The organism is Bifidobacterium sp. MSK.13.1 (assembly GCF_019131435.1).
GTDB classification, from domain to species: domain Bacteria; phylum Actinomycetota; class Actinomycetes; order Actinomycetales; family Bifidobacteriaceae; genus Bifidobacterium; species Bifidobacterium pseudocatenulatum.
The window spans coordinates 343,830-369,632 of the sequence record NZ_JAHOMM010000001.1; the positions used below are offsets into that span (position 1 = coordinate 343,830).

Here is a 25,803-nt window from a genome sequence, read left to right on the forward strand (position 1 = left end):
ATTCACGCTTCAACGCGCTGAACCTTGCCAGCCTTGATGCACTTGACGCAAACGCGAACGCGAACGTTCTCGCCGTCGATGGTGGTGCGAACCGGCTGCAGGTTCGGGCGGAAGGTGCGCTTATTGCGAATATGTGAGTGCGAAACGGTGAAACCGGTCTGCGGTCCCTTGCCGCACACTGCGCAACGAGCTGCCATAATGGACTCCCTATAATTACTATTGACTTGCAAGTCTGCGCGTTCGATGCCCCGCAACTGAATGCAAGGCAGAACACACAACTTCTCAACTATACAACCAGCCCCAGCCAATCGCAAATTTGTGGATAGCAATCGCCTTAAATTCCCCGGAATGCCGCTGTCTGGTCAACATGCGTCAGGTCGGCAGACAGCGCATCCAAACCACATTTGCCCGCGCATAGACGCCGCCAGCCAGTCATAGCCCGAGCCGCCAGCCAGTCATAGCCCGAGCCGCCAGCCAGTCAAACCGCCCAGCACACCCCACCCGGCGTCGTCGCGCTAGTTCTTCGAACGCCCTTCGGCTCCAAAACGCAGGCTCATCGCAACCGCGCCGATCACATCACCGCCATCGCGCATTCCAAGCATCCAAGCCGCATCCTGAGCCAGTAGCGGGAAACCAGCATCCGTCAGGCAAATCGCGGCGCGGGCAATCGTATCTAACACCTTGTCTTCCGGCGCAACCGGCACGCCGCCGGATCGCAGCGCATCGCACGCATCCCCATATTTCATATCCGGCGAAGGCAATCCCATCTGCCTACTCACTTCTTCGGCCTCATCGCGCGCGGCCGTACGGAATGGCGTGCCGCCGTTGACCATCATCGCATAGCAGGCGAGCGCTTCCGGCAGACGTCCCAACTGCCACAATGCGTAGCCAAGTCGATAGTAGAGTACTTCGCAATCGATAGGCAGCACTGCGATTTTCAACGCGCCGATGAGCACGTCGGCCGCTTTGCCGTATTCGTCGGTTCTTGCGTATACCTGCGATAGTTCCTCGTAGAAACGTACGCTGGTTGGGGCAAGTTTGATGCAGGCGCGCAGCTCACGTTCCGCTCGCTCATAGTCGCCATTGTTTTTGGCGAGTTCCCCAAGATTCTGGTGTACGTCGACTACAGCATCCGGCAGTTTCCAGTAGCGCGTGTGTTCGTCGCCGTCTAGCAGGGAGATGATGAGTCGCACGCCTGGACGGCTGCAGTAGAGCGGAATTTCGCCATTTTCGCCAATTTTCGCTACGCCTGTCTCGTCAGTTCCGCCCGCTTCGCACACCCCACCTGCTTCACCGCTTTCGCCAAGTTGCGCCAACGCGGCTTCCAATTGGAGTTCGGCGACCATGGGGGATCCTTCGTTTTCTTCCATAATCGCGTTCACATCATCGGTGGAAACCGGCGATTCGTCATGCATCACGTCAAGTTCGCAGGCACGGTCGGCACGTAGGAATCCCCGCAATCCTTCAGGCAGCGCACGTTGATCCTGCCATTCGGAAACACGTTTCTCCAAGAATACGGCTGGCGTTGCCAGCGGTGTGATTGGCGTCAGGGCACGGTTCCCATCAAAGAAACCCACATAACGCACCGGGCGCAGCAAATTGAGCAGCGCCAGCGGATCGACATCCAACGGAACCACGTCGCATTGTCCGTTTTTCATGGCAGGCAGCGCACCCATCATGAATGGCACGCGATCGAATCCCATGGAAATCACGGGAATGCCGTCAGCATCCCCCACGCAACCGGTCAGATCGACTTGCGTCAGTCGTACGCTTGACGAGAACGCCGCCCACGCAAGCATGCCCGCCAATCGCACGGCATACGCGGAGGCGAATCCGTCGCGATATTGCGACGCAACCGGCATGATCGCCGTGTTCGGTATGCTGAAACGCACTACCATCACGCCGCTGGACGCATCGACGTCAAATCGGTAATGCAAGCGGAAAGGCAATTCGAGATTTTCGCAAACATTGGCGAATCTGGTGCTGATATCCCAATTTCCGCCGCGTGCCCCTTCCGTACCCCTCATTCTACGGAAGTTGTTTTCACCTTCCTGCAGACCGTCGATTGCCACGATCGCACCCGACACGTTTCGCAGATACTGTTGCGATTTCGCAATATAGAAGTTTTCGTCGATGCACGCTTCCGGCATACCTCCGTGCACCGCCCTGCGCGCTTCGTCGTCGGCATAGTCGATGCGGTTAAGCGCCGATTCGACCGCCTGCACAACATTGAATTGTTCATTGGAAAGATCGTTGCCGTTGCAGCGCAGCCAGAATCGTTTCGTCGTGCTCAGTCGGATCACATCAAAATCGTTTTCGGCAGCAATGTCTCGGATGCCCGCAGCACCGGCTTCCACCAAAAGTCGTGCCGCGAATCGTTCGAATGGCAACGCTTGCGCGGAGTTCGTGACGCCACGCCAGATGATCATGTCAAGCGTGTCAGGCAATGGCTGGCTCAATATCGAGCGCAATATTTCAGCGTTCGCACCAAGCATGTCCGGAACTTCCCCACTCATACAGACTCCTCGACTCTTCGCAGAAATATGCCGACGCAACAGCGCGGCGGCAGTCACACACAGCAAACTTAGTTCGTGTTTTCCCAGTATTTTGACACGTTCCAATATACCGTTCTGCGAACGTTTTTCACGACATCAACATACGACATCAACATACAGATGATGCAATCTACAATCTGCACATGTTCATCTCCGTCATTTCAGTATTCCCAGTATTATTTGCAGCATTTCGATATTTCAGATTTTTTATGTCGATCACACATCAGTCGCAATGTTCATGCAATGTTCATGCGTAACGGCAGAGCGCTCCCCTTACAGCCGCTTAAGATGAACTGTAGTATATACAATAGTGAATTGACGGTTTATTCGAAAGAGTCAACAATCATGTCCGAACGCGCAACAGCGCCCGCATCCGCACCTACGTCCGACATGGCCTCAGAGACTGCCCCAGAGCATATGCCGGACCCCAACGCAAAACTTACCACCCGCGAAAAGAAGTGGATCGTCTACGATGTCGGCAATTCCGCATTCGTGATGCTGTCGACCGCAGTCGTGCCAATCTACGCGAACTCGCTGCTGCAGTCCGCCGGCCAATCGAATATCGTGTCGACATGGGGGTACGCGCAGACCATCGCGTCGCTGATCATCGCGGTGATGATGCCTGTGCTTGGATCCATGGCCGACGTGCAGGGCATGAAGGTGAAGTTCTTTACCGGATTCTTCCTGACGGGCGTGGTCGCCTGCTGTGCGATGGCGTTGCCGCTCAGCTGGCTCGTTTTCTTGGTGGTGTGCATTCTCGCCACGGTCGGCCTGAACGGTTCGCTCACGTTCTACGATTCCATGCTGGTCGATATCACGTCGAATGAACGTATGGACCGCGTGTCCTCGCATGGTTTCGCATGGGGCTATATTGGCTCCACGATTCCGTTTATCGCCTGTATCGCGCTGATTTTCGGCGGTCCGTCGTTGCTTGGATGGTCCACGGTGGCATGCACGCGCGCTTCGTTCGTAATCACCGCATTGTGGTGGGTGGCGTTCACCATTCCGCTGCTCACCAGCTATAAGCAGGTGCACTACCGCGCTACCGCGGGTCAGACCGGTGAGGCCATCCGCGGCACATTCGCAGAGCTCGGCTCCACTTTTCGTGCAATCCGCAAGAACAAGCCGCTGTGGATGTTCATGATTGCGTTCTTCTTCTATATAGACGCGGTGAACACGGTGATTTCCATGAGCACCTCGTACGGCACTCAGCTGGGCATCGACTCCACGCATCTGGTAATGGCGCTGCTGGTCACGCAGTTCGTGGCATTCCCGAGCGCGATCGCTTATGGCAAGCTTGCCGGTCGTTTCGGCGCGAAAACCATGATCACCACGGCTGTGGTCGCCTATATCTGCATTGTGTTGTTTGCCGCGTTCTTCTTGCGTTCCGCAACGGAATTCTGGATTCTTGCGATTCTCGTAGGCCTGTTCCAAGGCGGCATTCAGGCGTTGTCGCGCTCGTATTATGGCAAGATCATTCCAAAGAATCGTGCCAACGAATATTACGGTTTCTATGATATTTTCGGCAAGACCGCTTCGATTATCGGCACTTTCCTCGTTGCGACCACCACGTCGCTGACCGGCAACGCTTCGGTGGGCGTGCTTTCGATCGCAATCCTGCTGATCGTCGCCCTCATCTTCCTCCTCCTGCAAAAAGACCCCACCCGCAAGTAGTACTTGTCTACTAAATGCGCATGTAGATTCAATCACCGCAACCGATTGATTCTGCATGCGCATTTTGTCATCATGGCGAAGCTTTCTCCCGGTAACAAGGAAGGCTCCAAGCCGTCAAAGGGAACCCTCTGGCGTCTTCATATTTGCCTAAAGAAACGTTGGCAGAGCTGCCTTCATGCCGTATTTCCGATGTCAACTTACGTCTGAAAAGTCACGCATGGCAAGAGTCGGCCGCATAGTAATCGCAATTGCGATTTTTCACTGAAGAAAGCAAGTTTGGCGCGAAAATCAGAAGAAATTGAGGGCACGTGCCACTTCGTCGACGATGTCGAGCATGGCGCTGCGCGCACGTTCAGGCTCCCCCTTGGCGATCGCGTCGGCTACGGCATCATGCGCGTCAAGTGCGTCGGACTTCGGCTTCATCGGGTATTTGCCGAGTTCCACACGCCCGCGCAGCACGGTGGCGATGGTGTCGGAAAGCGCGGCGAACAGCTCATTGCCGCTTTCATGCAGAATCAGCGTATGGAATTCCACGTCAAGATCATGGAATTGCGCAAGCCCGGCTTCGCCTTCCTCGTTGGCTTCGGCGATCTGCCGCATTCGCGCCGCATACACGGGGAATTTCGCCTTGACGTCGAGGGGGGCAAGACGTGCGGCGGAAGCTGCTGCAGCCGGTTCGACCGCCAGTCGCAGTTCAGTGAGGGATGACAGCTGCCGTTCGCGTTGCGTGGAGTGGAGACGCCATTCGATCACCTGATGGTTGAGCGCCTGCCATTCGCCGAATGGACGTGCAACAAGTCCGATGCGACGTTTGACGAGTACCGCATTCATGGATTCCAGTGTTTTCGCGACTTCTCGCGCCACGGTTCTGGAAATACCGAAACGACTTTGCAAGGCTTCCAACGTAAGGCTTTCGCCAGCCTTCCACACGCCGTCGAGCATTTCGATGGCGAGCGTTCGACTCACCGAATCCTGCATCAGCTCACCGACGGTATTTTCTGCGATTACCGTGCCTTCAGCCATCGATCGCTCCTCCCTTGTCCACTTCACACCATGCCTGCTTTGTTTCACGGTATGTTTCACGTATTCTGCGACACGCACGGCAATCACCAATCGCAGATGATTGCGTATCTGCGATTGCGTGATTTACCGCCATTTTGCACTATCTTCAGCATAGCAAGTCACACGATTTTTCCAATTCGTAGTACTTTTTATTTGACTGATACTACTTTTACGGTTTATAGTAGTCTTATTCCTGGTGCGGAGCGGCACAGGATCGTCAATAGCAAGGAGAGCAACATGAGCATTCACGTAGTGGTGATGGGCGTTGCAGGATGCGGCAAATCCACCGTCGCAGAAGCCATCCATGAACGACTCGGATACGTGTACGCGGAAGGCGACGACTTCCACCCGCAGGCAAATATCGACAAAATGTCAGCCGGCATTCCACTCACCGATGAGGACCGCTGGCCATGGCTGAACGTCATCAACTCCTGGATGGTGGCACGCGAGGCGCTCGGCGAAAACACCGTGGTGTCCAGCTCCGCGTTAAAGCGCAGCTACCGCGAGGTGCTCGCCAAAAACGTGCCCACATTCTTCATTCACCTCAACGGCAGCCACAAGCTCATTCAGCAGAGGCTCAGCGAACGCAAGGGCCATTTCATGCCGCCCGCGCTACTACCAAGCCAGTTCGCCATTCTTGAGCCGCTTGCCCCCGAAGAGAACGGCGTGGAAATCTCCATCGAAGGCAGCGTCGACGAAATGGTCGACCGTGCCATCAAAGCGTTGAACGCCTATGCGACAACCATAGCCGCGACGGTGGCCGCCCAAACCGCAACCCAGGCCGCCTAACCCACCATCCCCCAGTCCGCATGTGTCCGATTCGGCAGAAACGGACAACTACGCACCCAAAAACAGCGCACGGCTGTCCGAATCCCCAGAATCGGACACACTTAGCACGCAAAACCCATGAATCGAGGAGGATTCATGAACCTTATTGCTGCGGCGATCATCGGCATCGCCATCATCGTTCTCCTTATCGCGGTATGCAAAGTGCATCCGTTCCTTTCCCTGCTTGCCGGCTCATTCGCGATGGCCGTGTGCGCGGGCGTGGAATACGACAAGGCATTCGACAGTTTCACGTCCGGCGTCGGTTCCACCATCGCTAACGTCGGCCTGCTTATCGCATTCGGCTCAATCATCGGCACGATCCTGTTCAAGTCGGGCGGCGCCGACACCATCGTCGACACCATCATGTCCAAGACGCCGTTGCAGCGTCTGCCGTGGGCCATGGCACTGATCGCGTTCATCGTCGGCATTCCGATGTTCTTCGAAGTCGGCGTGGTCATTCTCATTCCGGTGGTGCTCTTCGCCGCCCGCCGCGCCAAAGCTCCGGTCGTACTGCTGGGCATTCCAGCCCTCGCAGGCCTGTCCACCCTGCACGCATTCGTGCCGCCGCACCCCGGCCCGCTGACCGCCATCGGCGCACTGAACGCAAACCTTGGCATCACCCTGGCGCTCGGCCTGATCGTCGCCATTCCGACCGTGATCATCTCCGGCCCGCTGTTCGGCAAGCTCGCCGCCAAGTGGGTGCCGATCGCGGTCCCAGAAAACACTGCTGAGGCAGAAGCCCCGAAATCCGCGGAAAACCGCCCGTCTTTCACTTCCGCAATCGCCGTCATCCTGCTGCCGGTCGTGCTTATGCTCGCATCTTCCATCGTGGATCTGACCGGCCAGAGCGAAACCGTGTGGGGACGCGCGCTCGCCTTCATCGGCACTCCGCTGGTGGCTCTGCTCATCACCACGATTTTCGCGATGGTTGTGCTCGGCTACATGCAGAAGTTCACTCGCGACGCGGTCAATGGCATGGTCGGGCAGTCGTTCAGCTCCGTCGCCGGCATTATTCTGATCGTCGCCGCCGGCGGTGGTTTCAAGCAGACGCTTGTCGATTCCGGCATTGGCGACGTGATCGCCAATTCGATCACCGAATCCGCCATGAATCCGCTGATCGCAGGCTGGCTGGTCGCCGTGCTCATCCGCCTGGCAACCGGCTCCGCAACCGTCGCCACCGTCACCGCATCCGGCATTATGGTGCCGCTCGCCACCGGCATGAGCCCGACGCATCTGGCGATGCTGGTGCTCGCCATCGGCGCAGGTTCCGTATTCTTCTCGCACCTGAATGATGCAGGATTCTGGCTGGTCAAGGAATACTTCGGTATGACCGTCGGTCAGACATTGAAGACCTGGTCGCTGATGGAAACGATTCTGTCGGTCACCGGCTTGGGTTGCGTCATGCTGCTTTCGCTGGTGCTTTGACGCAACACTTCGCACACGAATTGCGATTGCGATTCGCGCGCATCATATCTGAAAAAACATATCTGAAATACAAAAAACTTGCCGTCCATTCGTTTTCCGCATCTTCTTTTCTGCGTTGCGGAAGATGCTGAAAGCGGGTGGATGGCACCAATCCCAATCAAATTCCATATCAAACAAAACCGTAGAAAGAAGAACATCATGCAGCTGGCAATGATCGGTCTGGGCCGAATGGGTGGCAATATGGCGAAGCGCATCGCGGCGGCCGGGCACGAGGTGGTCGGATATGACCGCTCCCCCGAATCGGATCGCACCGTGGCAAGCCTCGAAGAGATGGTGGCAGCGCTCACCGCGCCGCGCATCGTGTGGGTGATGGTGCCCGCAGGCGAGGCGACCGACAGCACCATCAACGAATTGGCGGAGCTGCTGGAACCCGGCGACATGATCATCGATGGCGGCAATTCCCGTTACACCGATGACGCGCGCCACGCGGCCGAACTTGAGCCGAGGGGCATCCATTTCATGGATTGCGGTGTTTCCGGCGGCGTATGGGGCATTGACCGCGGATACGCGCTTATGGTGGGCGGCAGCGAAGAGGATTTCGAACGCGCTCGCCCGATTTTCGAAGCGCTCAAGCCTGAAGGCGATTCCGGACTGGTGCTCGCAGGCCCGGTCGGCGGCGGCCATTTCGCCAAAATGGTGCACAACGGCATCGAATACGGCATGATGCAGGCGTTCGGCGAGGGTTTCGCCACTATGGTGAAGTCCGATCTCATCAAGGATCCGGCGGCCGTGATGACTTCATGGCGAGACGGTTCCGTGGTACAGTCCTGGCTGTTGGATTTGCTGGCGATCGCGTTCAAGTCCGATCCGACGCTGGAATCCATGCCGCCGGTGGCCAACGAATCCGGCGAGGCGAAGTGGATGATCGAGGCTGCGCTCGAACTGGGCGTGCCGACACCCTCCACCGCGGCCGCGCTGTATGCCCGCCAGACTTCCCGCGGCGGCGCGGACGACATTCTGCGCGTCGTCTCCACCATGCGCGCCCAGTTCGGCGGCCACGTCACCAAGATCGACGAAATCGCCACCCACTGAGAGTGCTTTGAATGTCCGATTCTGCAGAAACGGACAAACAGGACCCAAAAACATCAGCCCAACTGTCCGATTCACCGGAAACGGACATCCAAACACCAAAAACCAGCCTATGAACGTCCGATTCTGCAGAAACGGACACTCCACACAGCTTAAGAACGCCTATCTCGCTTATATATGGCAGACGTCCTCAGCAAAACAGCACTTCGGGGGTACGTTTTTGGCTGTTTTAGCCAACCGACCTGCCATATATAAGCGAGATAGCGCCGGACAGGGGTGTGTTTCTGCCATATATAAGGCAGATACACACCCCTTTGGCTTATTTGCGTCCGAATTCCTCCAGCGAGCGCACACAGGGCTCAGCGGCCGTAGACTTCGTGCACGAACTTTTCGAATGCGGCGATAGAACGCTCCACCTTTTCCGTATCGATGCAGTACGCCATACGGAAGTAGCCGGGCACGCCGAAACTGTCGGATGGCACGAGAATCAGGTCGTAATCCTTGGCCTTCATGCAGAACGCATTCGCATCATCCTCAAGCGCCTTCGGGAAGATGTAGAACGTGCCTCCCGGGCGCACCACGTCGAATCCGAGGCGCACCAGCGCGTCATACAAGAGGTTCATGTTCTTCTCGTACACGGAAAGATCGCTGGTTTCGTCCACCACCTTGGCCACGGCCAGCTGCACGCTGGATCCTGGGCAGTTGTGGCCGGTTCCGCGGCTGATCTGCCCGCACATCGGCACGATCAGTTCGGCATCGGTAGCGCGCGGGTTCACCGCCACGTAGCCGATGCGCTCGCCCGGCAGCGACAGCGACTTGGAGTACGAGTAGCACGAGAGCGTGTTGTCGTAGAACTTGCTCGGGTACGGCTGCACACCCCCATCGAACACGATTTCACGGTATGGTTCGTCGGAAATCAGGAAGATGTCGTGCCCGTATTCGACCTGCTTGGCGCGCAGGATTTCAGCCAGTCGGGTCAGCGTTTCGGCGGAATAGACGGCTCCGGAAGGATTGTTCGGCGTGTTGATGAGCACCGCCGCGGTTCCCGGGTTCAGCGCCTGTTCGAACGCTTCGAAGTTGATTTGGAAGTTTTCGGTGTCGGCCGGCACCACGGTCAGGTGCGCGCCGGTTCCGTTGACATACGGCTGGTACTCAGGGAAGTAGGGGGCAAAGGTGATGACTTCGTCTCCAGGCTTGGTCACCACGCGCAGTGCGTGGGCCAGCGCGCCGGCCGCACCCGTGGTCGGGAAGATGTAGTCGGTCGTATAGTCCATGTCGAAGCGGCGGTTGAGGCTTTCCGCAATGGCCGTGCGCACCGAGGTAATGCCCAGCGACGGCGAGTATCCGTGCAACGCGACCGGTTCCGCCTCTTGGTACAGGGCGATCATTTCGTCGGTGAAGCTTTGCGGGCAGGGCACGCTCGGATTGCCCAACGAATAGTCGAACACGTTCTCGTAGCCGATTTCGGCACCGCGCGCGGTCGCGTATTCGCTCAGCTCGCGGATCACGGATTTTCCGCCGAGCATGGCCTTGTAAGCTTCGTTGATCATGGACAACCTCCCCGTCGTTCGTTCATTTCGCACGTTCGCGTTTTTCCGCAGGACAATCCGCGGAAAAACGCCGCTATATCGTTTCTACCACCGGATTGTCACAGCCGGCTTTCGATGGTCACTTGGCAGACGGCGGCTGCTGCTGCGAAATCGCCATGCCGGGTACGAATCCTTCGCTGAAGATCCTGCGCCAGTATTCGAGCATGTCCGCTTTCGACATTGACATGAACATGCCTGCCGCGAGTACGGCGACGTCCTCGTTGAATACGGTGTCGAGCGGCAGTTTTTCATGCAGTTTCGGCCAGCGCTGCAGTACGGCCAGCATGCCTCCGACGGTGAAATCGAGCATGAGATCGGTTTTCAGGTCGAGACTGTCGGCATCCAATCCGAGCACGGAGATCATGGTCAAACGCCCGAATTCCTTCAACGACGAAACGAGTTCCGGCGAGCTGTGCGGACCTGCCAGCAAGGCCAATCGGTCGAGACGCTGACGCTGTTCGGGATCGCGCAGCAACGCGGTGACGTGCTTGCGCCATTCGGTGTCAGGATTGAAATCCCGCCCTGGCACGCCCGGCATTGGCGTGTCTTCGACGGCGTGCAGAATGGCGGAGTCGGCCAATTCCGGCAGTCCGGAGAAATGATAGTAGAAGGAATTGCGATTCACGTCGGCCGTGCGCACGATGTCGGTGACGGTGATTTTGTTGTACTCGCGTTCCGAAAGCAGCTCCCAGAAGGCGTTTTCGAGACGATCTTTTGCTGGCAGGATTTCCGAATCCCTACGTGGTCGTGGCATCAGTACCCCCTAATAATTAGTCACGTTGCCTCATAACCACGTTTTATTGTACAAGTTGTCTAGACCGAATTTCGGCAAATGTCGTATACGAATTCACGCTTACAACACAAGTACGCTACGCGAACAGTGCCCGCCCACGTTCGCACAGTACTCACGCCTCATTCGCGCTTCACTTTCGCTGAACTTTCGGATTGCGAGCGAGCGCCGCCTGCAACAGAATCACCAACGCCTGATTGATGTTGCGCCGATCCGCACTGCTCAAGCCAACATATGTGCCGAGCATTTCAGGAATCACTTTCGGACCGGCCGCCACGATCGCAGAAATACTGCCCGCACCGGAAGCCTCAAGCACGGAGAACAGCGCGTCGACCGCATGCTCACGCTGTTCTTTGGAAAGTCCCGCAAGCCAGCCGTTCAGCGACTTGTTGAACACCACCGAACTGTCGGCCACATCTTCGGCCTTGGCGAATTCACCCCCGTGCATCTGCCACGAGAAGGCGAAATGCTGCATGATGCCGTCCACGTCGGATTTCACCACCACGCAACGTTCGGGGGTTTCAAACACCATGCCCACCACCGAGGAGTCCGGCACGATTTTCACAATGCGGTCGCTAACGCTCGCATATTCGAAACTTTTCACCACTTCTTCGGGGAAACCCGGCCCGTCGAGCGAGTAAATGCGTTCAACGCGGTCCTTGATCTCGTCTTCGGCGTTCATGGCCGCATATACGGCCAGATTACCACCTTTGGAGTGACCGGTCAGCAGTATCGGTCCATCCCACAGCGAGGCGACTTTTTTCAGGTATTCAGCTGCGGAAACCTGTGCTGGAACCGGGTATTGGAAGGCCATGTTGAAGTCTTCCTTCCATCCGACCAGCGAATCATCGGTGCCCCGAAACGCCACAACCAGCGTTCCCGACGGCAGCCGGAAAGTCACTGCCGCGAACTGCGTTTGCGCACCGCCATCGAACTGCTCGCAGTACGCGCTCATCTCAACGTCGGAAAACCGCGGATTCGCCGCCACAGCATGGTAGAAGTCGTGCGTCACCTGCGGATCGACCAATCCCACGTTCTCCACATCATGGTCGGCCACGGGCTTGTCGTGGTTCAGCTCGTCATCGGCACGCGCAATCGTCACGCCGCCAAACGGGGGCTTGCGCAGCATACGCAACGATGCGATCGGACGCCGAATATCGAATTGCTTCGCACGCGCCTGCAACGTACCGTATTTCGCTACCAAATCGTCCAATCGCAGCACGCATTCCGGTACTTCGTCGTACGAAAGCTGCGCCAACACCAATGCGTCGGCCTCGCGGAACGGCAATGCCTCGAAACTGCGCGTTTCCGTGCGCGCATAGTCAATAATATTGCCCATCACGCATCCCCCTCCTTGTCGTTGCGCAGTTCCCCGACAGCGACTTTCGCTGCGCTGGCTGGAATCGCCTTGAACACGTCTTTGATGAGTTCGCGCGTTTGCACGTCGGTACCTCTGGCGGCTGCCACGATTTTCGGCAGCGAATCCGTCCAATTCGCCACCAGATCAGCGATATTACCGTACCCCGCGGCTGCGAAGATGTCGTATATCTGGTTGATGGCCCGTTCGCGTTGTTCCTGGCTTACGCGGTCGAACCATCCGTCAATGGTTTTGCCGATGAGTTGCGCACCGCCTGTCAGCTCGCTTGCCTGCTCGAATTCGCCGGATTGCGTCACTTGCCAGCTTGATCCCATATGCTGCAGAATGCTTATGGCGTCGGCTTTGACGAAGGTTGGTTTGATTTGCGATTGCAACAGCATGCCGATAATGGAGGATTCCGGCACGGTTTTGTCGATTCGTGCCGCGATTGTCTGATATGCGCGGCTATGCACCATGACTTGAGACATTCCAGGACCGTCATGCGAGAAGATGCGGGAGATTCTGCAGTTGCGTCCCGGCACGCTTCCTCCGAGCGCCGGCAGCAGTCCGAGCCGTTGCGCGCGTTCGTTGGTCGCTTCAATATCGCTTTGCGTGATTTGCATGGCCGCATATACCGCCATATTGCCGCCTTTGGAATGCCCGCCGATCATAATGTCGGGTGATTTTTTCGCCGAGAGGAAACGTTCCGTCCTGTCCAGAATCGAGTCCGCATATCGATATGCCGATTCTTGCGACGGCACTGGGCAGCGCACCGCCATATTAAAATCCTCTTTCCAACCGACGAGCGTGCCGTCAGTGCCACGGAACGCAACATATAAGCCGAAATCGGCACCCAAATCGAAGGTCATCGCAGCGAATTGCTGCTGCTCGCCCTCATCCAAACGTTCGGCATACTCCCCCACCCGCAACCCGCGGAATCGCGGCGATTCGCAAACCGCGCGCAGCAACGAAAGCCGATAATCATTCATTTCAGAGGAATTCGAAACAAACATCTCATCGTAGCTTTCGGCGCGCAGCAAGTCACGGATCGGCACGGTCGCCACCGACTTGGCCTCGCCGAATGCTGGAACCAAGCCCGGCAATCGCATGTAGGAAAGCTCGGAAAGCACCAAGGAATCGACATTGCTGAACGCCAATTCGCCAAACCCGCGGAACTCGCGGCGCACATAATCCACAACATTGCCCATGCCTCAACTTTAGTCCGTTCACGGCTCCGGACACATGTCACCACGCGCATTCCCACATGTTCTCGCGCACGCCCCCGCACACCCACGCTCAAACCGACTCAGCCACGCACTGTAGGATATGTGCGAACACAAGTTGCGAACACGCATCTCGAACACGCATCGCAGACGCAGCGAACGCAAGTCGCGCGCACCAGTAATGCATGCGAATCAAACTTATGAAGGGACGCTTCAGAACACTATGGAACCGATTGGAATCGTTGTGGATTGGCTGAAAACCAATTCCGGAAAAATCATTCTGCTCATTGTCGTTGCACTGCTTGCGGCCGTTATCGACAAGGCGCTTACCCGAATCGTGAGCAAAGTGCTGGACCGTTCGCAAGTGCCGAACGCTTCGATTTTCATCAATATTCTGCGCGCGGTGGTGTGGACGTTGGCTGTGGGCACTGTGCTGCAGCCGGTGTTCGGCATTAATCCGACCACGATTTTCACCGCGCTCGGCATTGGTGGTCTTGCGGTGTCGCTCGGTATGAAAGATACGATCGCGAACATCATCGGCGGTTTCGGTCTGATGCTTGGCCGTGTAATCCAGCCGGGCGATCTGGTGAATGTGGCGGGCACCGATGGCGTGGTCGAAGATATCAACTGGCGTCAGACCGTGGTGCGCGAGCGCAATGGCAACGTCAAGATCATTCCGAATTCGATTCTGAACACCGCGTCACTGGAAAAACTCAATCCGTCCAATGAGATGCTGGTTCGTGTGCCGTTTACCGCCAAGGCCGGTACCGACATCGACGAGATGACCCGTCAGGTGGTTCAGGCCGTGCAGCGCGATACCGCCGATTTGGCCGATCCGCGCTTCCCTCCGAAAGTAAGACTGACCGGCTACTCCCCTTACGGCATCAATGTCGAAGTGTGCGCGTACGCCAAGCCGGAATCGTTGCTTCCCGACATGATCAACGCCGTGGCACGTTCCATCGCCAATGCTGATTTTCTTGAGAATCGCGCCATTAACAAAGAATCGTAATATCCTCGCGAACATAAGAAATCGCGGTTGACCCATATATATAAAGTGCCGCATGCAGTAGTCCACATGCGGCACTTTTTTATACTGAAATTATTGCATCATTAGATTGATTGACGTAATAATAACCGTCACTACAATGTAAGTAACTACACCGACGTTCAGTATTGCCGTGCTCGTGCGCATGCCGCGAGGCAGTTCTTCCGGTGCGGTATAGAATTCAAAGTTCTTGCGATTGCGGATAAGCAACACTATGCCCGCGATGATCAGACCGTAATATAGCAGCATATAGATGCCGAATATCATCATTCCCGTCGCATTCTGGCCCATCCACTGCATCATGGCCGTTCCGTCGCCGTTTTCCGCACTGGTCAGCACGTTCATCAGACTGTCGATGTCAATGTTCGTCACCACCCACGGCGCAACCACGCCACCCATGAAGTTGACGATCATGTGCATGGCCACCGAATAACGCAGTTTGCTGGTGCGCACGTACACGTAGCCGAACATAAGACCCAATGCGAATGCGTAGAAGAACTGGAACAGGTTCATGTGCACCAGGCCAAAGAACAGTGCGGAGAACACGATCGCGGTTTTTTCGCCGTATTTGCGCGTGCGGCTGATGAGTTCCTTGCGGAAGATCCATTCTTCGAACAACGGTCCGAGAATCACGAGGAACACCACGTTCCACACGTCGAATTGCATGGCCAGATCGCTCACCGAATTGCTGGCTTTGCCTCCGGACAGCAGCGACGCCAACATATTGCCGATGAGACTGCCCCCATACATGAGCGGGAAGCACATGATAAGCAGTTTGAAGAATTGGCCCGGCTTCATGTCGAACTTGCGTGTTTCAATGACCGACGATTTGCCCATGATCAGTACCGCGAGCGGCATGGCCACGAGATACAAAGGGGTATCCGATGCCACATACACCGCCCAATTCGGCAGATTCGTGGTGTGCAGTACCTGATAGAGCATGCCAGAAAGCACCGTTGCAAGCGCATACCAGATCACCACCATCAGGCACATGCCTGCGCCGATGCGGGAGAACACGCTTTTCACGCGCCTGAGCCACAGTTCGTAGGGATTGGCTTGTGGCTGCGGATACTGCGGTTGTTGCTGATATTGGGATGGCTGTTGTGGATTCTGCTGCGTATGCGGTTGTTGCGGCCGCTGCGGATATTGGGGGTACTGCGGAAACGTCATATTTGCCTTTGCGACGACGTGCACGGGGTGCATATACGAAAATGCTGATATTCAGCACCTTAGTACAGGAATGCTGAATATCAGCTTACAATCTCATGACCGTCGTCATGGGCGTCCGCAACGAAACAGCTCATACGGCGAGCGCGGCGATCGGACGCGGAGCCACCACCCAATCGAAATCAGCGCAGCACGCCCTCGATCAGCATGGTGATCAGGTTGGTGTAGCTCACGCCGGTTGCCTCCCATGCCTTGGGATACATGGAAATCGGGGTGAAGCCCGGCATGGTGTTGATTTCGTTGACCATCACTTCGCCGTCGGCCGTCACGAAGGTGTCGACACGACTCAGGCCGGCGCCGTCGACTGCGATGAACGCTTTTTTGGCGGTTTCGCGCACGCGGTTCAGAGTTTCTTCCGGCAGGCTTGCGGGCACTTCCACATGGCTTGCGTCGGAGTTCACGTACTTGCTGTCGAAATCATAGAACTGGTCGTCGCCCTCGGCACGCTTGTCAAGCACGATTTCGCCCGGCCAGCTGGCCTGCGGAGCCTCGCCGGCCTTCGGGCAGAGCACGGCGCATTCGATTTCGCGCGCGTCGATGCCCTGTTCCACGAGCACACGCCAATCATGGTGGGACGCTTCGAACACTGCGGCGGCAAGCTCGGCCGCATCGCCCTCATGTTCGACCTTGGTCACGCCGAAGCTGGAACCGGCGCGGGACGGCTTCACGAACAGCGGGTACTGCAATCCGGCCTGCTGCACCGCGGCAAGCATTTCGTCCGCCTCGGCGGCGAATTCGGAAGCGGCATCATAATCGCGCACATCCAACGTGATGCCTGGAGCCACGGGAATACCGGCCGCAGCCAGCAATACCTTCGTATAATGCTTGTCCATGCAAGCGGCGGAAGCGAGCACACCGCAGCCAACGTACGGCACGTTCATCATTTCGAACAGGCCCTGAATCGTGCCATCCTCACCGTACGGACCATGCAATACCGGAAGCACGGCGTCCACGTGGCCAAGCGAAGTCAGCGTGCCGTCATCTTCACGAGCGAAGAAACCATCCTGGCCGAGTGCCACATCCAGCACCACATCTTTGGAGGAATCCGTCTTCTCCACCATCGGCAGGCCTTCGCTCATGTTCCACTTGCGTGGATCCTCGCCGCCTACGATCCACTCGCCGTTCTTGGTGATTCCCACCTCAATGGCTTCGAACTTGTCAGTATCCAACGCGCGCAGCACGCCCGCCGCAGAGATGCAGGAAATCGAATGCTCGTCGGCTTTGCCGCCATACATCACCACAATGCGCTGTTTTGCCATCTTTGTCTTATGCTCCATAAGTTGGTCCGTTGAACGCACGCGCGCCCAATACCGTCTGCCAATACTGTCTGTACTGTCTGTCTTCGCAATATCGCGCCGGTTCGCACTTCTGTTCGCCCGCGATACCACGCATTCGCAATATCGCAGTTCAGTATACAAACCGCACCCCACAGCCCACACACGACGAATCATAATTGCACACGCCCGTCACTCATGTCCTATTTTCATGAATCATAGAATACGGAATCAAACGTTGGAATGATGCGATTGCAACCTGAAAAACCGAGCTTAATCGCTTTGTCTAATCACGATTAGACTAATCACGATTAGACTATTTTTATACAGATTTACTATTATTGCCGAAATATATGGCGATTGACGATTGACACATTCCGATTGACGTTTTACGCAATCGCATGCCTCGAAAAATAAAAAGACCGCACCTGAAAGTGCGGTCTTATCTGCAATCGCGATGTTGCGGAAAGCTTATTCTTCGCTGATGCCTTCGCCGAAAAGTTCGGACAGCATCTGCGCGCAGGAGATGCCATCGGAAAGCACGTGGCTCATGGCCGTGGCGAGCGGTGTAGGCACGCCATACTGCTTGCCGAGCGCCACCACCGCATCGGTGGTCGGCACGCCTTCGGCCACGCCGTTGCTCACCTTGGTGGCTTCCTCAACGCTCAATCCCTTGCCCAAGTTGGATCCGAACGTGTAGTTGCGGCTCAACGGGGATCCGCAGGTGGCGATCAGGTCGCCCACGCCAGCCAAACCGGCGAACGTCTTCGGATCGGCGCCTGCCGCCTCGCCCAGGGCGGTCAGTTCGGCCAGGCCACGGGTTTCGATCATGGCGGCGGTATTTTCGCCGTAGCCGGCGCCGCGGGCCATGCCCACGGCCAGCGCGACCACATTCTTCAGCGATCCACACATTTCCAAGCCGATCACGTCGCGGGTTACGAACGCACGGAAATAGTCGGTGGTGCAAGCGGCTGCGATCTTGCGCGCATTGTCGAGATTTTCGCAGGCGACCACGGTTGCGGCCGGCTCGCGGTCGGCGATCTGCTTGCTCAGGTTCGGTCCGGAAATCGCGGCGAAGCGGTCGGCCGGCAGGTCGAGCGTTTCCATAACGACTTCATCCATGCGCTTGCCGGTGGTGCGTTCGATGCCTTTCATCAGCGAGGCGACGAGTGCGGTTTCGGGAATCAGGTCCTTGAATTCGACGAGCGCGACGCGGGCGAACTGTGCGGCGATGGCCACGATCACAATGTCGGCGTTGGCTACGGCTTCGGCACGGTCGCCGGTGGCGGTCATGTTGCTTGGCAGCACTTTCACGCTGGGCAGGCGAACACCGTTGTGATGGTGGTCGCGAATGCCTTCCACAATCTCCGGTTCGATGGCCCACATAGTCACATTGTTGCCTGCATCGGCAAGCACCTGACCGAAAGCGGTTCCCCAAGCTCCTGCGCCCAGTACCGTCACGTTCGTCATATTTGCTCCTTGCATTACTCCGGGCATCATTCATAACCCGGAGTCTTGGCTCAAAAATTGCTTTTCCTATGCTACCGCCGGCTACGCACACCGCGATATATGCCGCAATACGCGCCATACGTATGCGCAATCGGCTGGCAGTATTTCGATTACCGCATTTCAGCAATCGCGTGTGCGGTCTTTTTCGATTCGGCCTTCTTCGATTCAGTCCTTCACTCGGCTCATCGTACGATAATCCCAATATCCATCGGGGGCTTGTTCGCCGCGGATTTCGGCCATGACTTCGGTCATACGCACGCGGATGCGTCGGGTAAGTTCGTTGGCGAGATCCTCCGGCACTTCCTCACCCCAGAAATCGCAATCGGCGAGCAGATCCGCATAATCAAGCGCCTCGTCGTAGCACATGACCACGTTTTTACGCGGCCACGGCCACCAATGGTTGATGCTTGCCGCGCCCCACGTTACCGCGCAATACAGCGGAATCTGGTAGCCGAGTCGGCGCGAAGCCTCAAGCGCGATCATGCCCACGCCGTTTTTCATGCTCATCGGCCATTTCTGCGGGTCGCGCGTTACCGTACCTTCCGGCCATACGGTTAGGGGTCGGCCGGAGGTAAGGATTTCCACGGAGGTTTCCTCAATGGCTTTCGCCTTGCCCGAACGGCGTTGCACGGGCTGCATGCCTACCAGTTGGAACCATTTGCCGATCAGCGGCCACGAGGCCATTTCGGCTTTGGCCATGTAGCGCGGACGGCGGCCTTGATGGAACATGGAGATCATGGGCACGAACACGTCAAACATGGTGACGTGCGTGGCCGCGGTGATGAACGGACCGGTTTCCGGCACGTGTTCGATGCCCCACGCCTTGAGTTTGGTGCGGTTGCGGAATACGATGTCGCATCCGGTGAGCAGACGATGGGTCGCTTTCGGATTCTGCGCCGCGATTTCGGCTTCATTGGCTTTGCGCGGCCCGCATGGAAAGTCGTGGGTTGGGTCAACGAGATGGTGACGCTGTGCGAGCTTTGCGACTTGTTCGTCGCTTAACGGTTTGACCGCGGAACGCGGCGAGGGTTTTCCTTTGGATGCCATGCGTTCCATTCTGCCACCACCCATTCCGCTTGGTTGGAACGATTGCGCTCATGCACGACGCACACACGAAATACAAAAACACGGAATATACGAAAAAGGCGGAACTGGTGGATAGGCTGGAGGACGATTGACGACGAAGATGTTGCGACTATCCCTAGAATCCGTCTGGACATGCAGTAAACACAATAACGATGAGGGAAACCCTTATATCTTCGGCTGTTCACCTCGTTGCAAACGCCATTCGATATCGACAATCATAATGCTATTCCGAAAGAATCTCTGCCGAAAATCGACATTATTTTCAAAAACAATAAAGCTTTTGCATCACTATTATGCGCCATAACCCCCTAAATTAAGTTCAATAATTTATACACTGAATTACTAAGTTTTTGAGAACGAGCAACGGCAATATGTAAGCAAAAAGCCGGTGCCCACTGTTGTGAACACCGGCCTTACCAAGCCAATCAAGCTATATCAGCGATAAATCAAGCAACAAATCAGTCGAAATCTGCGCCGAGAGCTTCGAGCTTGCCACGGAAATCGGCATAACCGCGGTCAATCAGCGAAATGCCCTGCACATTGGACGGGCCCTTTGCCGCCAACGCGGCAATCAGATGGCTGAAGCCGCCACGCAGATCCGGCACGTCAATATCGCGGCCGGTCAGCGGGGTCGGTCCGAAGATAACCGCGGAATGCTTGTAATTGCGCTGCTGGAAACGGCATGGCAGCGATCCGAGGCATTCGCGATACAGCTGAATCGTGGCACCCATCTGCACCAGTGGCTTCGTGAAACCGAAACGATTCTCATACACCGTTTCATGCACGATCGACAGGCCCTTCGCCTGCGTCAACGCCACTACCAACGGCTGCTGCCAGTCAGTCATGAAGCCCGGATGCACGTCGGTTTCGATCGCGACCGGCTTCAAATCGCCGCCCGGATGCCAGAAACGAATGCCGTTATCGGTGATGTCGAACTCACCACCAATCTTGCGGAACACGTTCAGGAACGTCATCATTTCAGGCTGCGTAGCACCCTTGACGAAAATGTCGCCATGCGTGGCCAATGCCGCGGAAGCCCAGGAAGCGGCCTCGATGCGGTCGGTCAGCGAAGTGTGCGTGTAGCCCTTCAGTTCCTTCACGCCTTCGATGCGGAACGTACGGTCCACATCCACGGAAATAATCGCGCCCATCTTCTGCAGCACGCACACCAAATCCATGATTTCAGGTTCGGTGGCAGCGCCGGAAAGCTCCGTCTTGCCCTCAGCAAGCACGGCGGCAAGCAACGTCTGCTCGGTAGCGCCCACCGACGGGTACGGCAGGTGAATCTTCGCGCCATGCAAACCGTTCGGAGCGGTGATATGAATGCCGTCCTTATGTTCCTTATCGACGTTGGCACCCAACTTGCGCAACGTTTCCAGGTGGAAATCAATCGGACGACCGCCAATATTGCATCCGCCGAGAGCCGGAATGAACGCCTCACCCAAACGGTGCAGCAGCGGGCCGGAGAACAGAATCGGAATACGCGACGAACCAGACAGCGTATCCACGTCGGCCACATCGGCAAGCTGCACATTCGTGGCGTCGATCGTGACCACGCCGTGATCGCCATCCACCGTAACGTCCACGCCATGCAGACGCAGCAAGTCGGAGACCACATGCACGTCGCGAATCTCCGGAACATTCTTCAACACGGACGTACCCGGGGCGAGCAGCGCCGCCACCATGGCCTTGCTCACGAAGTTCTTCGCGCCACGCACCTTGATGGTGCCGTTCAGCGGCTTGCCACCTTCGACGTGCAGAATGTCGTTGTTGTTGTCAGACACGCTCAACCTCTTTCGCTTCCCTTATACGGTTCAAGCTTGAAACACACTAACCCTCAGTTTGCCATAAGGCATGTAGTGGGCTCGTGAAATGCCGCGTTCAGCGCAGTGTCTCCCAATTTCGTTCGACTTTCGGCCAAAATTCCCAGCCACTGGAACAATCCACCCGCCAAACCGCATCCCAGCGGGCAAAAACTTCCAGTCGGTGGAAGAATCCTCCCGATACAAGCCCCTCCACCGTCCAAAAACCTCCAGTCACTGGAAGAATCATCCCACCAAACTGCATCTCAGCGGGCAAAACCCTCCAGTCACTGGAAGAATCAGGACGGACAGCTACCCCCGTGCTGCACTAATCCTTCCAGCGAATGGGAAAAATGGACGGTGAAACGCAACAGAGCGCAAATCAGGCGCAATTGAACCTGTGACTACAGTGCGGCTTTAATGTCTTGCGCCAAACGGGCGTTCCACATGGCACCCGTAGCGCTCATCACCGCGTTTGCACCAGCCTCGCGGTACGCCTTGTAATCTTCCGGACGAATCACACCGCCCACGCCAACGATCGCAAAATCAAGACCCAGCTTCTCGCGAATCGCATTCAGGCGGCCAACCATATCGAGACCTGCACCACGAATCGCATTGCCACATACGCCCGAACGGTCACGCCCCGCGCCCGGCAATGCCTGATTGCCGTTCGCATCCACCAGCTTCGCGGAGATTGTGTTAATGGTGGAGAAACCCTGCACCGCGCCATGGCCGGCGGTTTCCTTCACCATGATTTCCAGATCGGCATCATTCGGAATGTATGCGAGCTTCACGATCAGCGGACGATCGCCGATTTCGTTCTTCACCGCTTCCGTAATCTCGCCGACCAAATGCGGATCGTGGCACAACAGACGATTATGTCCCTCATTCGGGCAGCTGGTGTTCATTTCCATCAGGCCAGCGCCAGTTTCGGCAACCAAATGCGCGGTGGTGACATGATCGGCAATATACGCTTCACGATCCATGCCCTCCACGCGGGAGCCTTGGAAGCTCGGCACCAGCAGCTGGCCGTCACCGGCTGCGGCGATTGCCTTCTGCATGTCCGGCTGCCATTCGTCGGGATCACGGGAGGGAACGCCGAAACTGTTGGAAATCGAAATCGGAAGCTCATAACGGGTATCGGCAAGCACACCCTCGTCAAGTTCGGCACTGCCCGGAACCAGCGAACCATCGGCATTCCGCGGATGCACGGCCAGCACGTTCGGGAACGCATTGCAGCCCCATGCGCGGGAACGAACCGTCTTGTATACCGCCAGATCGAAGCCCATACGGAAAGCGGCCGTGGTGAAACGCTCATTCAGCAGCGGACCAGCTGGAATACCGAACGGCAGATTCACACGAAAACCAAGGAATTCCTGCGCTTGAGCGGCCTGAATGGTCTGAACGCCCTGAACCTCACTGGAGGAATCGGACGCAACCTCAGCAACAACAGACGTGACCGATCCCGCAGAATCGGACGCATCAGCCCGCAACACTTCGGCAAACGCGCCGAACGGCCCTTGCAAATAGTTGTCTTCATACGTGCGATTGACATCATAAAACGGCGCAAAACCCTGGCTCATTTTTCTCTCCGAAAGCTACGAAAGCACGAAACAATAAGCCCACCATAGCGCGTCTCATATGCAAAACCCGCGCAAATCTCACATAATCAGCAATCCCAACGTCCCAATCCTTCCAGTCACTGGAAGAATCCGGACAATATGAGTCCCTAATCGTCCCAAAACCTCCACCCAGTGGAGGAATCACCCCGCTACGGACCGTCTCAAAGTCCAAAAACATCCACCTACTGGAAGAATCCTCCCGCTCACGCATCACATAACATCCCAATCCTTCCAGTCACTGGAAGAATCCTCCCGCGAACAATCATCCCGACGTCCCAATTCTTCCACCCACTGGAGGAATCACCCCGCAAACAGCCCGCGCACCTAGCCAGCCGCCAACTCAGATGATGCCGCGATCGGCAAGCGGGCCCTGCCAATCCGGGTATTCGCCTTCGCGCGCGGACGCGATCAACTGCTCCGGCTCACGCTTCGCCGGCAGCGTCTTCGGCTTGAACGGGAACTTTTCGGCACGCATCTTCTCGTATGTCACAATATCGTCTTCATACTGCAACGTCAGATCGATATCGTCATAGCCGTTCATCAGGCGCCAACGGGTATAGTCGTTCACTTCGAACGGCAGCGTCACGTCGCCGCACGTCACCGTGCGATCCTCCAGGCTCACCGTCATATCACGGCCCGGCTCCTCGTCAAGCAGCTTCCACAGCAACTCAACGGACTCCTGCGGCATAATCGCAGCCAGCACGCCGTTCTTCGCGGTGTTGCCGTAAAAAATGTCGGCGAAACGAGACGAAATCACCACGCGGAAGCCGTAATCATGCAATGCCCACACGGCATGTTCACGAGAAGATCCGATACCGAAATCCGGTCCGGCAACGAGAATCTTGCCCCGCTTGTATTCCGGCTGGTTGAGCACGAATTCCGGATCGCGACGCCACGCATAGAACAGCGCGTCGTCGAAACCGGACTTCTGCACGCGCTTCAAGAACACGGCTGGAATAATCTGGTCAGTATCGACATTGGAACGGCGAAGCGGCACGGCCACGCCGGTAAGAGTAGTCAGTTTTTCCATTTCACTATTTCTTTCGATGTAACGATTCACAGAATGCCGGAAATCCAAGATTTCTCAGGTTTTCAAGCATTCTCAACGATTCACAGATCAGCCGGAGACGAGATGGTACCGCGGATGGCCGTTGCGGCGGCGACCGCCGGCGACGCCAGATGCGTACGCGACCCCTTGCCCTGTCGACCTTCGAAATTGCGGTTCGAAGTGGAGATGGAACGTTCGCGGGCCACCATCTTGTCGGGGTTCATGCCCAGGCACATGGAGCAGCCTGCGTTACGCCATTCGGCACCGAAGTCCTTGAAGATCTTGTCAAGTCCTTCCTTTTCCGCCTGCAAACGCACGCGAGAGGAGGCCGGCACCACGAGCACGCGGTGAATGTTTTCGGCCTTGTGATGCCCCTTCATAATGGAAGCGGCCACACGCAGATCCTCGAGACGTCCGTTGGTGCAGGAGCCGATGAACACGGTATCCACGGCAATGTCTTTGATGCGCATGCCCGGCGTCAAGCCCATGTAGGCAATGGCACGCTCGGCCGCGGTGCGCTCGGTTTCGTCGTTGAACGAAGCCGGATCCGGCACCACGCCGGAAATCTTGATGCCCTGACCCGGGTTGGTGCCCCACGTCACATACGGCTCGAGATCTTCGGCCTTGATGGTCACTTCCTTGTCGAATACGGCGTCGTCATCGGTTTTCAGCGTCTTCCAGTATTCGATGGCCTTGTCCCACATTTCACCTTCCGGCGCGTGCGGGCGTCCCTTCAGATATTCGAACGTCACTTCGTCCGGCGCGATCATGCCGGCGCGAGCGCCCGCTTCGATCGACATGTTGCAGATGGTCATGCGTGCGTCCATCGACAGTTTCTTGATGGCCTCACCACGATATTCAATGACGTGCCCTTGGCCGCCACCGGTGCCGATCTTCGCGATAATCGCAAGAATAATGTCTTTTGCGGTGACGCCCTTCGGCAGTTCACCTTCGATGTTCACGGCCATGGTCTTGAACGGCTTCAGGCTCAGGGTCTGCGTTGCCATAACATGTTCGACTTCGGAGGTGCCGATGCCGATGGCCATGGCACCGAACGCGCCGTGCGTGGAGGTGTGCGAGTCACCGCACACGATCGTCATGCCCGGCTGCGTCAGGCCCAGCACCGGCGCGAACGCGTGCACCACGCCCTGATCGGCGTCTCCCAGCGGGCACAGACGTACGCCGAAATCCTTGCAGTTCTTTTCGAGCGTGCTTAGCTGCAGCGCGGAGATCTTATCCGGATTCGGGCGGTCGATGTCGGCAGTCGGCGTGTTGTGATCTTCCGTTGCGATCAGCTGGTCAAGGTGACGTGGCTTGCGTCCGGCCAGTCGCAAGCCTTCGAACGCCTGCGGACTGGTGACTTCGTGCATGAGCATCAGATCAATGTACAGCAAGTCGGGAGCCCCATCGCTACCCTTGCGTACCAAATGATCGGCCCAGACCTTCTCGGCCAATGTCGTTCCCATTGTGGGACCTCCTCGAATTTTTCCTCGCTTTTTCCTCGCGGTATTGCCAACCCGCGTTGTTCGTGCTATAAGCCTATGGTGTTCGAGCCTGGTTCGAACGCGTTTATGCCGGTATATGAGATACTTGCATGC

General features: G+C 56.8%; 20 protein-coding genes. 5 read left to right on the top strand and 15 right to left on the bottom strand.

The annotated features are described in order from the left end of the window. Positions 1-2: 2 nt before the first annotated feature. Positions 3-197, bottom strand: a complete 195-nt coding sequence (gene rpmB / locus KSY55_RS01520) for a 50S ribosomal protein L28 (protein WP_003807649.1) — start codon at positions 195-197, stop codon at positions 3-5. 318 nt (positions 198-515) lie between these two features. Continuing rightward, entirely contained in the window at positions 516-2,516 is a 2,001-nt protein-coding gene (locus tag KSY55_RS01525; RefSeq protein WP_055062972.1) for a tetratricopeptide repeat protein, read from the bottom strand. A 429-nt stretch (positions 2,517-2,945) separates the two neighbouring features. On the opposite strand from KSY55_RS01525, the gene KSY55_RS01530 reads away from it, so the two are divergent. Next, positions 2,946-4,229, top strand: a complete 1,284-nt coding sequence (locus KSY55_RS01530) for an MFS transporter (RefSeq protein ID WP_117611833.1) — start codon at positions 2,946-2,948, stop codon at positions 4,227-4,229. A 288-nt stretch (positions 4,230-4,517) separates the two neighbouring features. Here KSY55_RS01530 and KSY55_RS01535 read toward each other — a convergent pair whose 3' ends face one another. Then, the gene (locus KSY55_RS01535; RefSeq protein WP_004220198.1) at positions 4,518-5,252 is read right to left on the bottom strand and encodes a FadR/GntR family transcriptional regulator; all 735 of its coding nucleotides are present in this window, start codon (positions 5,250-5,252) and stop codon (positions 4,518-4,520) included. Positions 5,253-5,528: 276 nt separating this feature from the next. Between KSY55_RS01535 and KSY55_RS01540 the strand changes: the two genes are divergently transcribed. From KSY55_RS01540 to gnd, 3 genes are all read left to right on the top strand, one after another. Further along, positions 5,529-6,080 (top strand): gluconokinase, encoded by a 552-nt coding sequence (locus tag KSY55_RS01540; protein WP_117662831.1) that lies wholly within the window; start codon positions 5,529-5,531, stop codon positions 6,078-6,080. Positions 6,081-6,215: 135 nt separating this feature from the next. Continuing rightward, the gene (locus KSY55_RS01545; protein WP_117662832.1) at positions 6,216-7,544 is read left to right on the top strand and encodes a GntP family permease; all 1,329 of its coding nucleotides are present in this window, start codon (positions 6,216-6,218) and stop codon (positions 7,542-7,544) included. 198 nt (positions 7,545-7,742) lie between these two features. Next, complete coding sequence (gene gnd, locus KSY55_RS01550) at positions 7,743-8,636, top strand: phosphogluconate dehydrogenase (NAD(+)-dependent, decarboxylating) (protein ID WP_033524194.1); 894 nt, start codon at positions 7,743-7,745, stop codon at positions 8,634-8,636. A 356-nt stretch (positions 8,637-8,992) separates the two neighbouring features. On the opposite strand, the gene KSY55_RS01555 is transcribed toward gnd, so the two are convergent. The 4 genes from KSY55_RS01555 to KSY55_RS01570 form a co-directional block, all read right to left on the bottom strand. Continuing rightward, positions 8,993-10,183 (bottom strand): pyridoxal phosphate-dependent aminotransferase, encoded by a 1,191-nt coding sequence (locus tag KSY55_RS01555; RefSeq protein ID WP_034880025.1) that lies wholly within the window; start codon positions 10,181-10,183, stop codon positions 8,993-8,995. 118 nt (positions 10,184-10,301) lie between these two features. Then, positions 10,302-10,976 carry a TetR/AcrR family transcriptional regulator gene (locus tag KSY55_RS01560; RefSeq protein ID WP_065435444.1) on the bottom strand — a complete coding sequence of 225 codons (675 nt, stop codon included), beginning with the start codon at positions 10,974-10,976 and terminating at the stop codon, positions 10,302-10,304. Positions 10,977-11,145: 169 nt separating this feature from the next. Then, complete coding sequence (locus KSY55_RS01565; RefSeq protein ID WP_004220207.1) at positions 11,146-12,351, bottom strand: DUF2974 domain-containing protein; 1,206 nt, start codon at positions 12,349-12,351, stop codon at positions 11,146-11,148. Beyond that, complete coding sequence (locus KSY55_RS01570; protein WP_117502008.1) at positions 12,351-13,577, bottom strand: Mbeg1-like protein; 1,227 nt, start codon at positions 13,575-13,577, stop codon at positions 12,351-12,353. Before KSY55_RS01570 ends, KSY55_RS01565 begins: the two co-directional genes overlap by 1 nt. 238 nt (positions 13,578-13,815) lie before the next feature. Between KSY55_RS01570 and KSY55_RS01575 the strand changes: the two genes are divergently transcribed. Then, positions 13,816-14,601, top strand: coding sequence for a mechanosensitive ion channel family protein (locus KSY55_RS01575; RefSeq protein ID WP_034880031.1), 786 nt, complete (start codon positions 13,816-13,818; stop codon positions 14,599-14,601). A gap of 90 nt (positions 14,602-14,691) precedes the next feature. Here KSY55_RS01575 and KSY55_RS01580 read toward each other — a convergent pair whose 3' ends face one another. The 8 genes from KSY55_RS01580 to leuC all read right to left on the bottom strand — a co-directional run bounded on the left by KSY55_RS01580 (position 14,692) and on the right by leuC (position 25,671). Beyond that, positions 14,692-15,807 carry a CPBP family intramembrane glutamic endopeptidase gene (locus KSY55_RS01580; protein ID WP_229086895.1) on the bottom strand — a complete coding sequence of 372 codons (1,116 nt, stop codon included), beginning with the start codon at positions 15,805-15,807 and terminating at the stop codon, positions 14,692-14,694. 179 nt (positions 15,808-15,986) lie between these two features. Next, entirely contained in the window at positions 15,987-17,123 is a 1,137-nt protein-coding gene (locus KSY55_RS01585) for a D-alanine--D-alanine ligase family protein (RefSeq protein WP_055062966.1), read from the bottom strand. Between the two features lie 486 nt (positions 17,124-17,609). Continuing rightward, positions 17,610-18,608, bottom strand: coding sequence for an NAD(P)H-dependent glycerol-3-phosphate dehydrogenase (locus tag KSY55_RS01590; protein ID WP_033524192.1), 999 nt, complete (start codon positions 18,606-18,608; stop codon positions 17,610-17,612). 204 nt (positions 18,609-18,812) lie between these two features. After that, positions 18,813-19,694 carry a 1-acyl-sn-glycerol-3-phosphate acyltransferase gene (locus KSY55_RS01595; protein ID WP_099594915.1) on the bottom strand — a complete coding sequence of 294 codons (882 nt, stop codon included), beginning with the start codon at positions 19,692-19,694 and terminating at the stop codon, positions 18,813-18,815. 497 nt (positions 19,695-20,191) lie between these two features. Next, positions 20,192-21,517: a UDP-N-acetylglucosamine 1-carboxyvinyltransferase gene (murA, locus tag KSY55_RS01600; protein ID WP_004220229.1), complete on the bottom strand. Its 1,326-nt coding sequence runs from the start codon at positions 21,515-21,517 to the stop codon at positions 20,192-20,194. A gap of 422 nt (positions 21,518-21,939) precedes the next feature. Further along, complete coding sequence (locus KSY55_RS01605; protein WP_004220231.1) at positions 21,940-23,118, bottom strand: diguanylate cyclase; 1,179 nt, start codon at positions 23,116-23,118, stop codon at positions 21,940-21,942. 379 nt (positions 23,119-23,497) lie between these two features. Beyond that, positions 23,498-24,187 (bottom strand): 3-isopropylmalate dehydratase small subunit, encoded by a 690-nt coding sequence (leuD, locus tag KSY55_RS01610; RefSeq protein ID WP_004220235.1) that lies wholly within the window; start codon positions 24,185-24,187, stop codon positions 23,498-23,500. An 80-nt stretch (positions 24,188-24,267) separates the two neighbouring features. Further along, entirely contained in the window at positions 24,268-25,671 is a 1,404-nt protein-coding gene (gene leuC / locus KSY55_RS01615; RefSeq protein ID WP_004220236.1) for a 3-isopropylmalate dehydratase large subunit, read from the bottom strand. Positions 25,672-25,803: the final 132 nt, after the last annotated feature.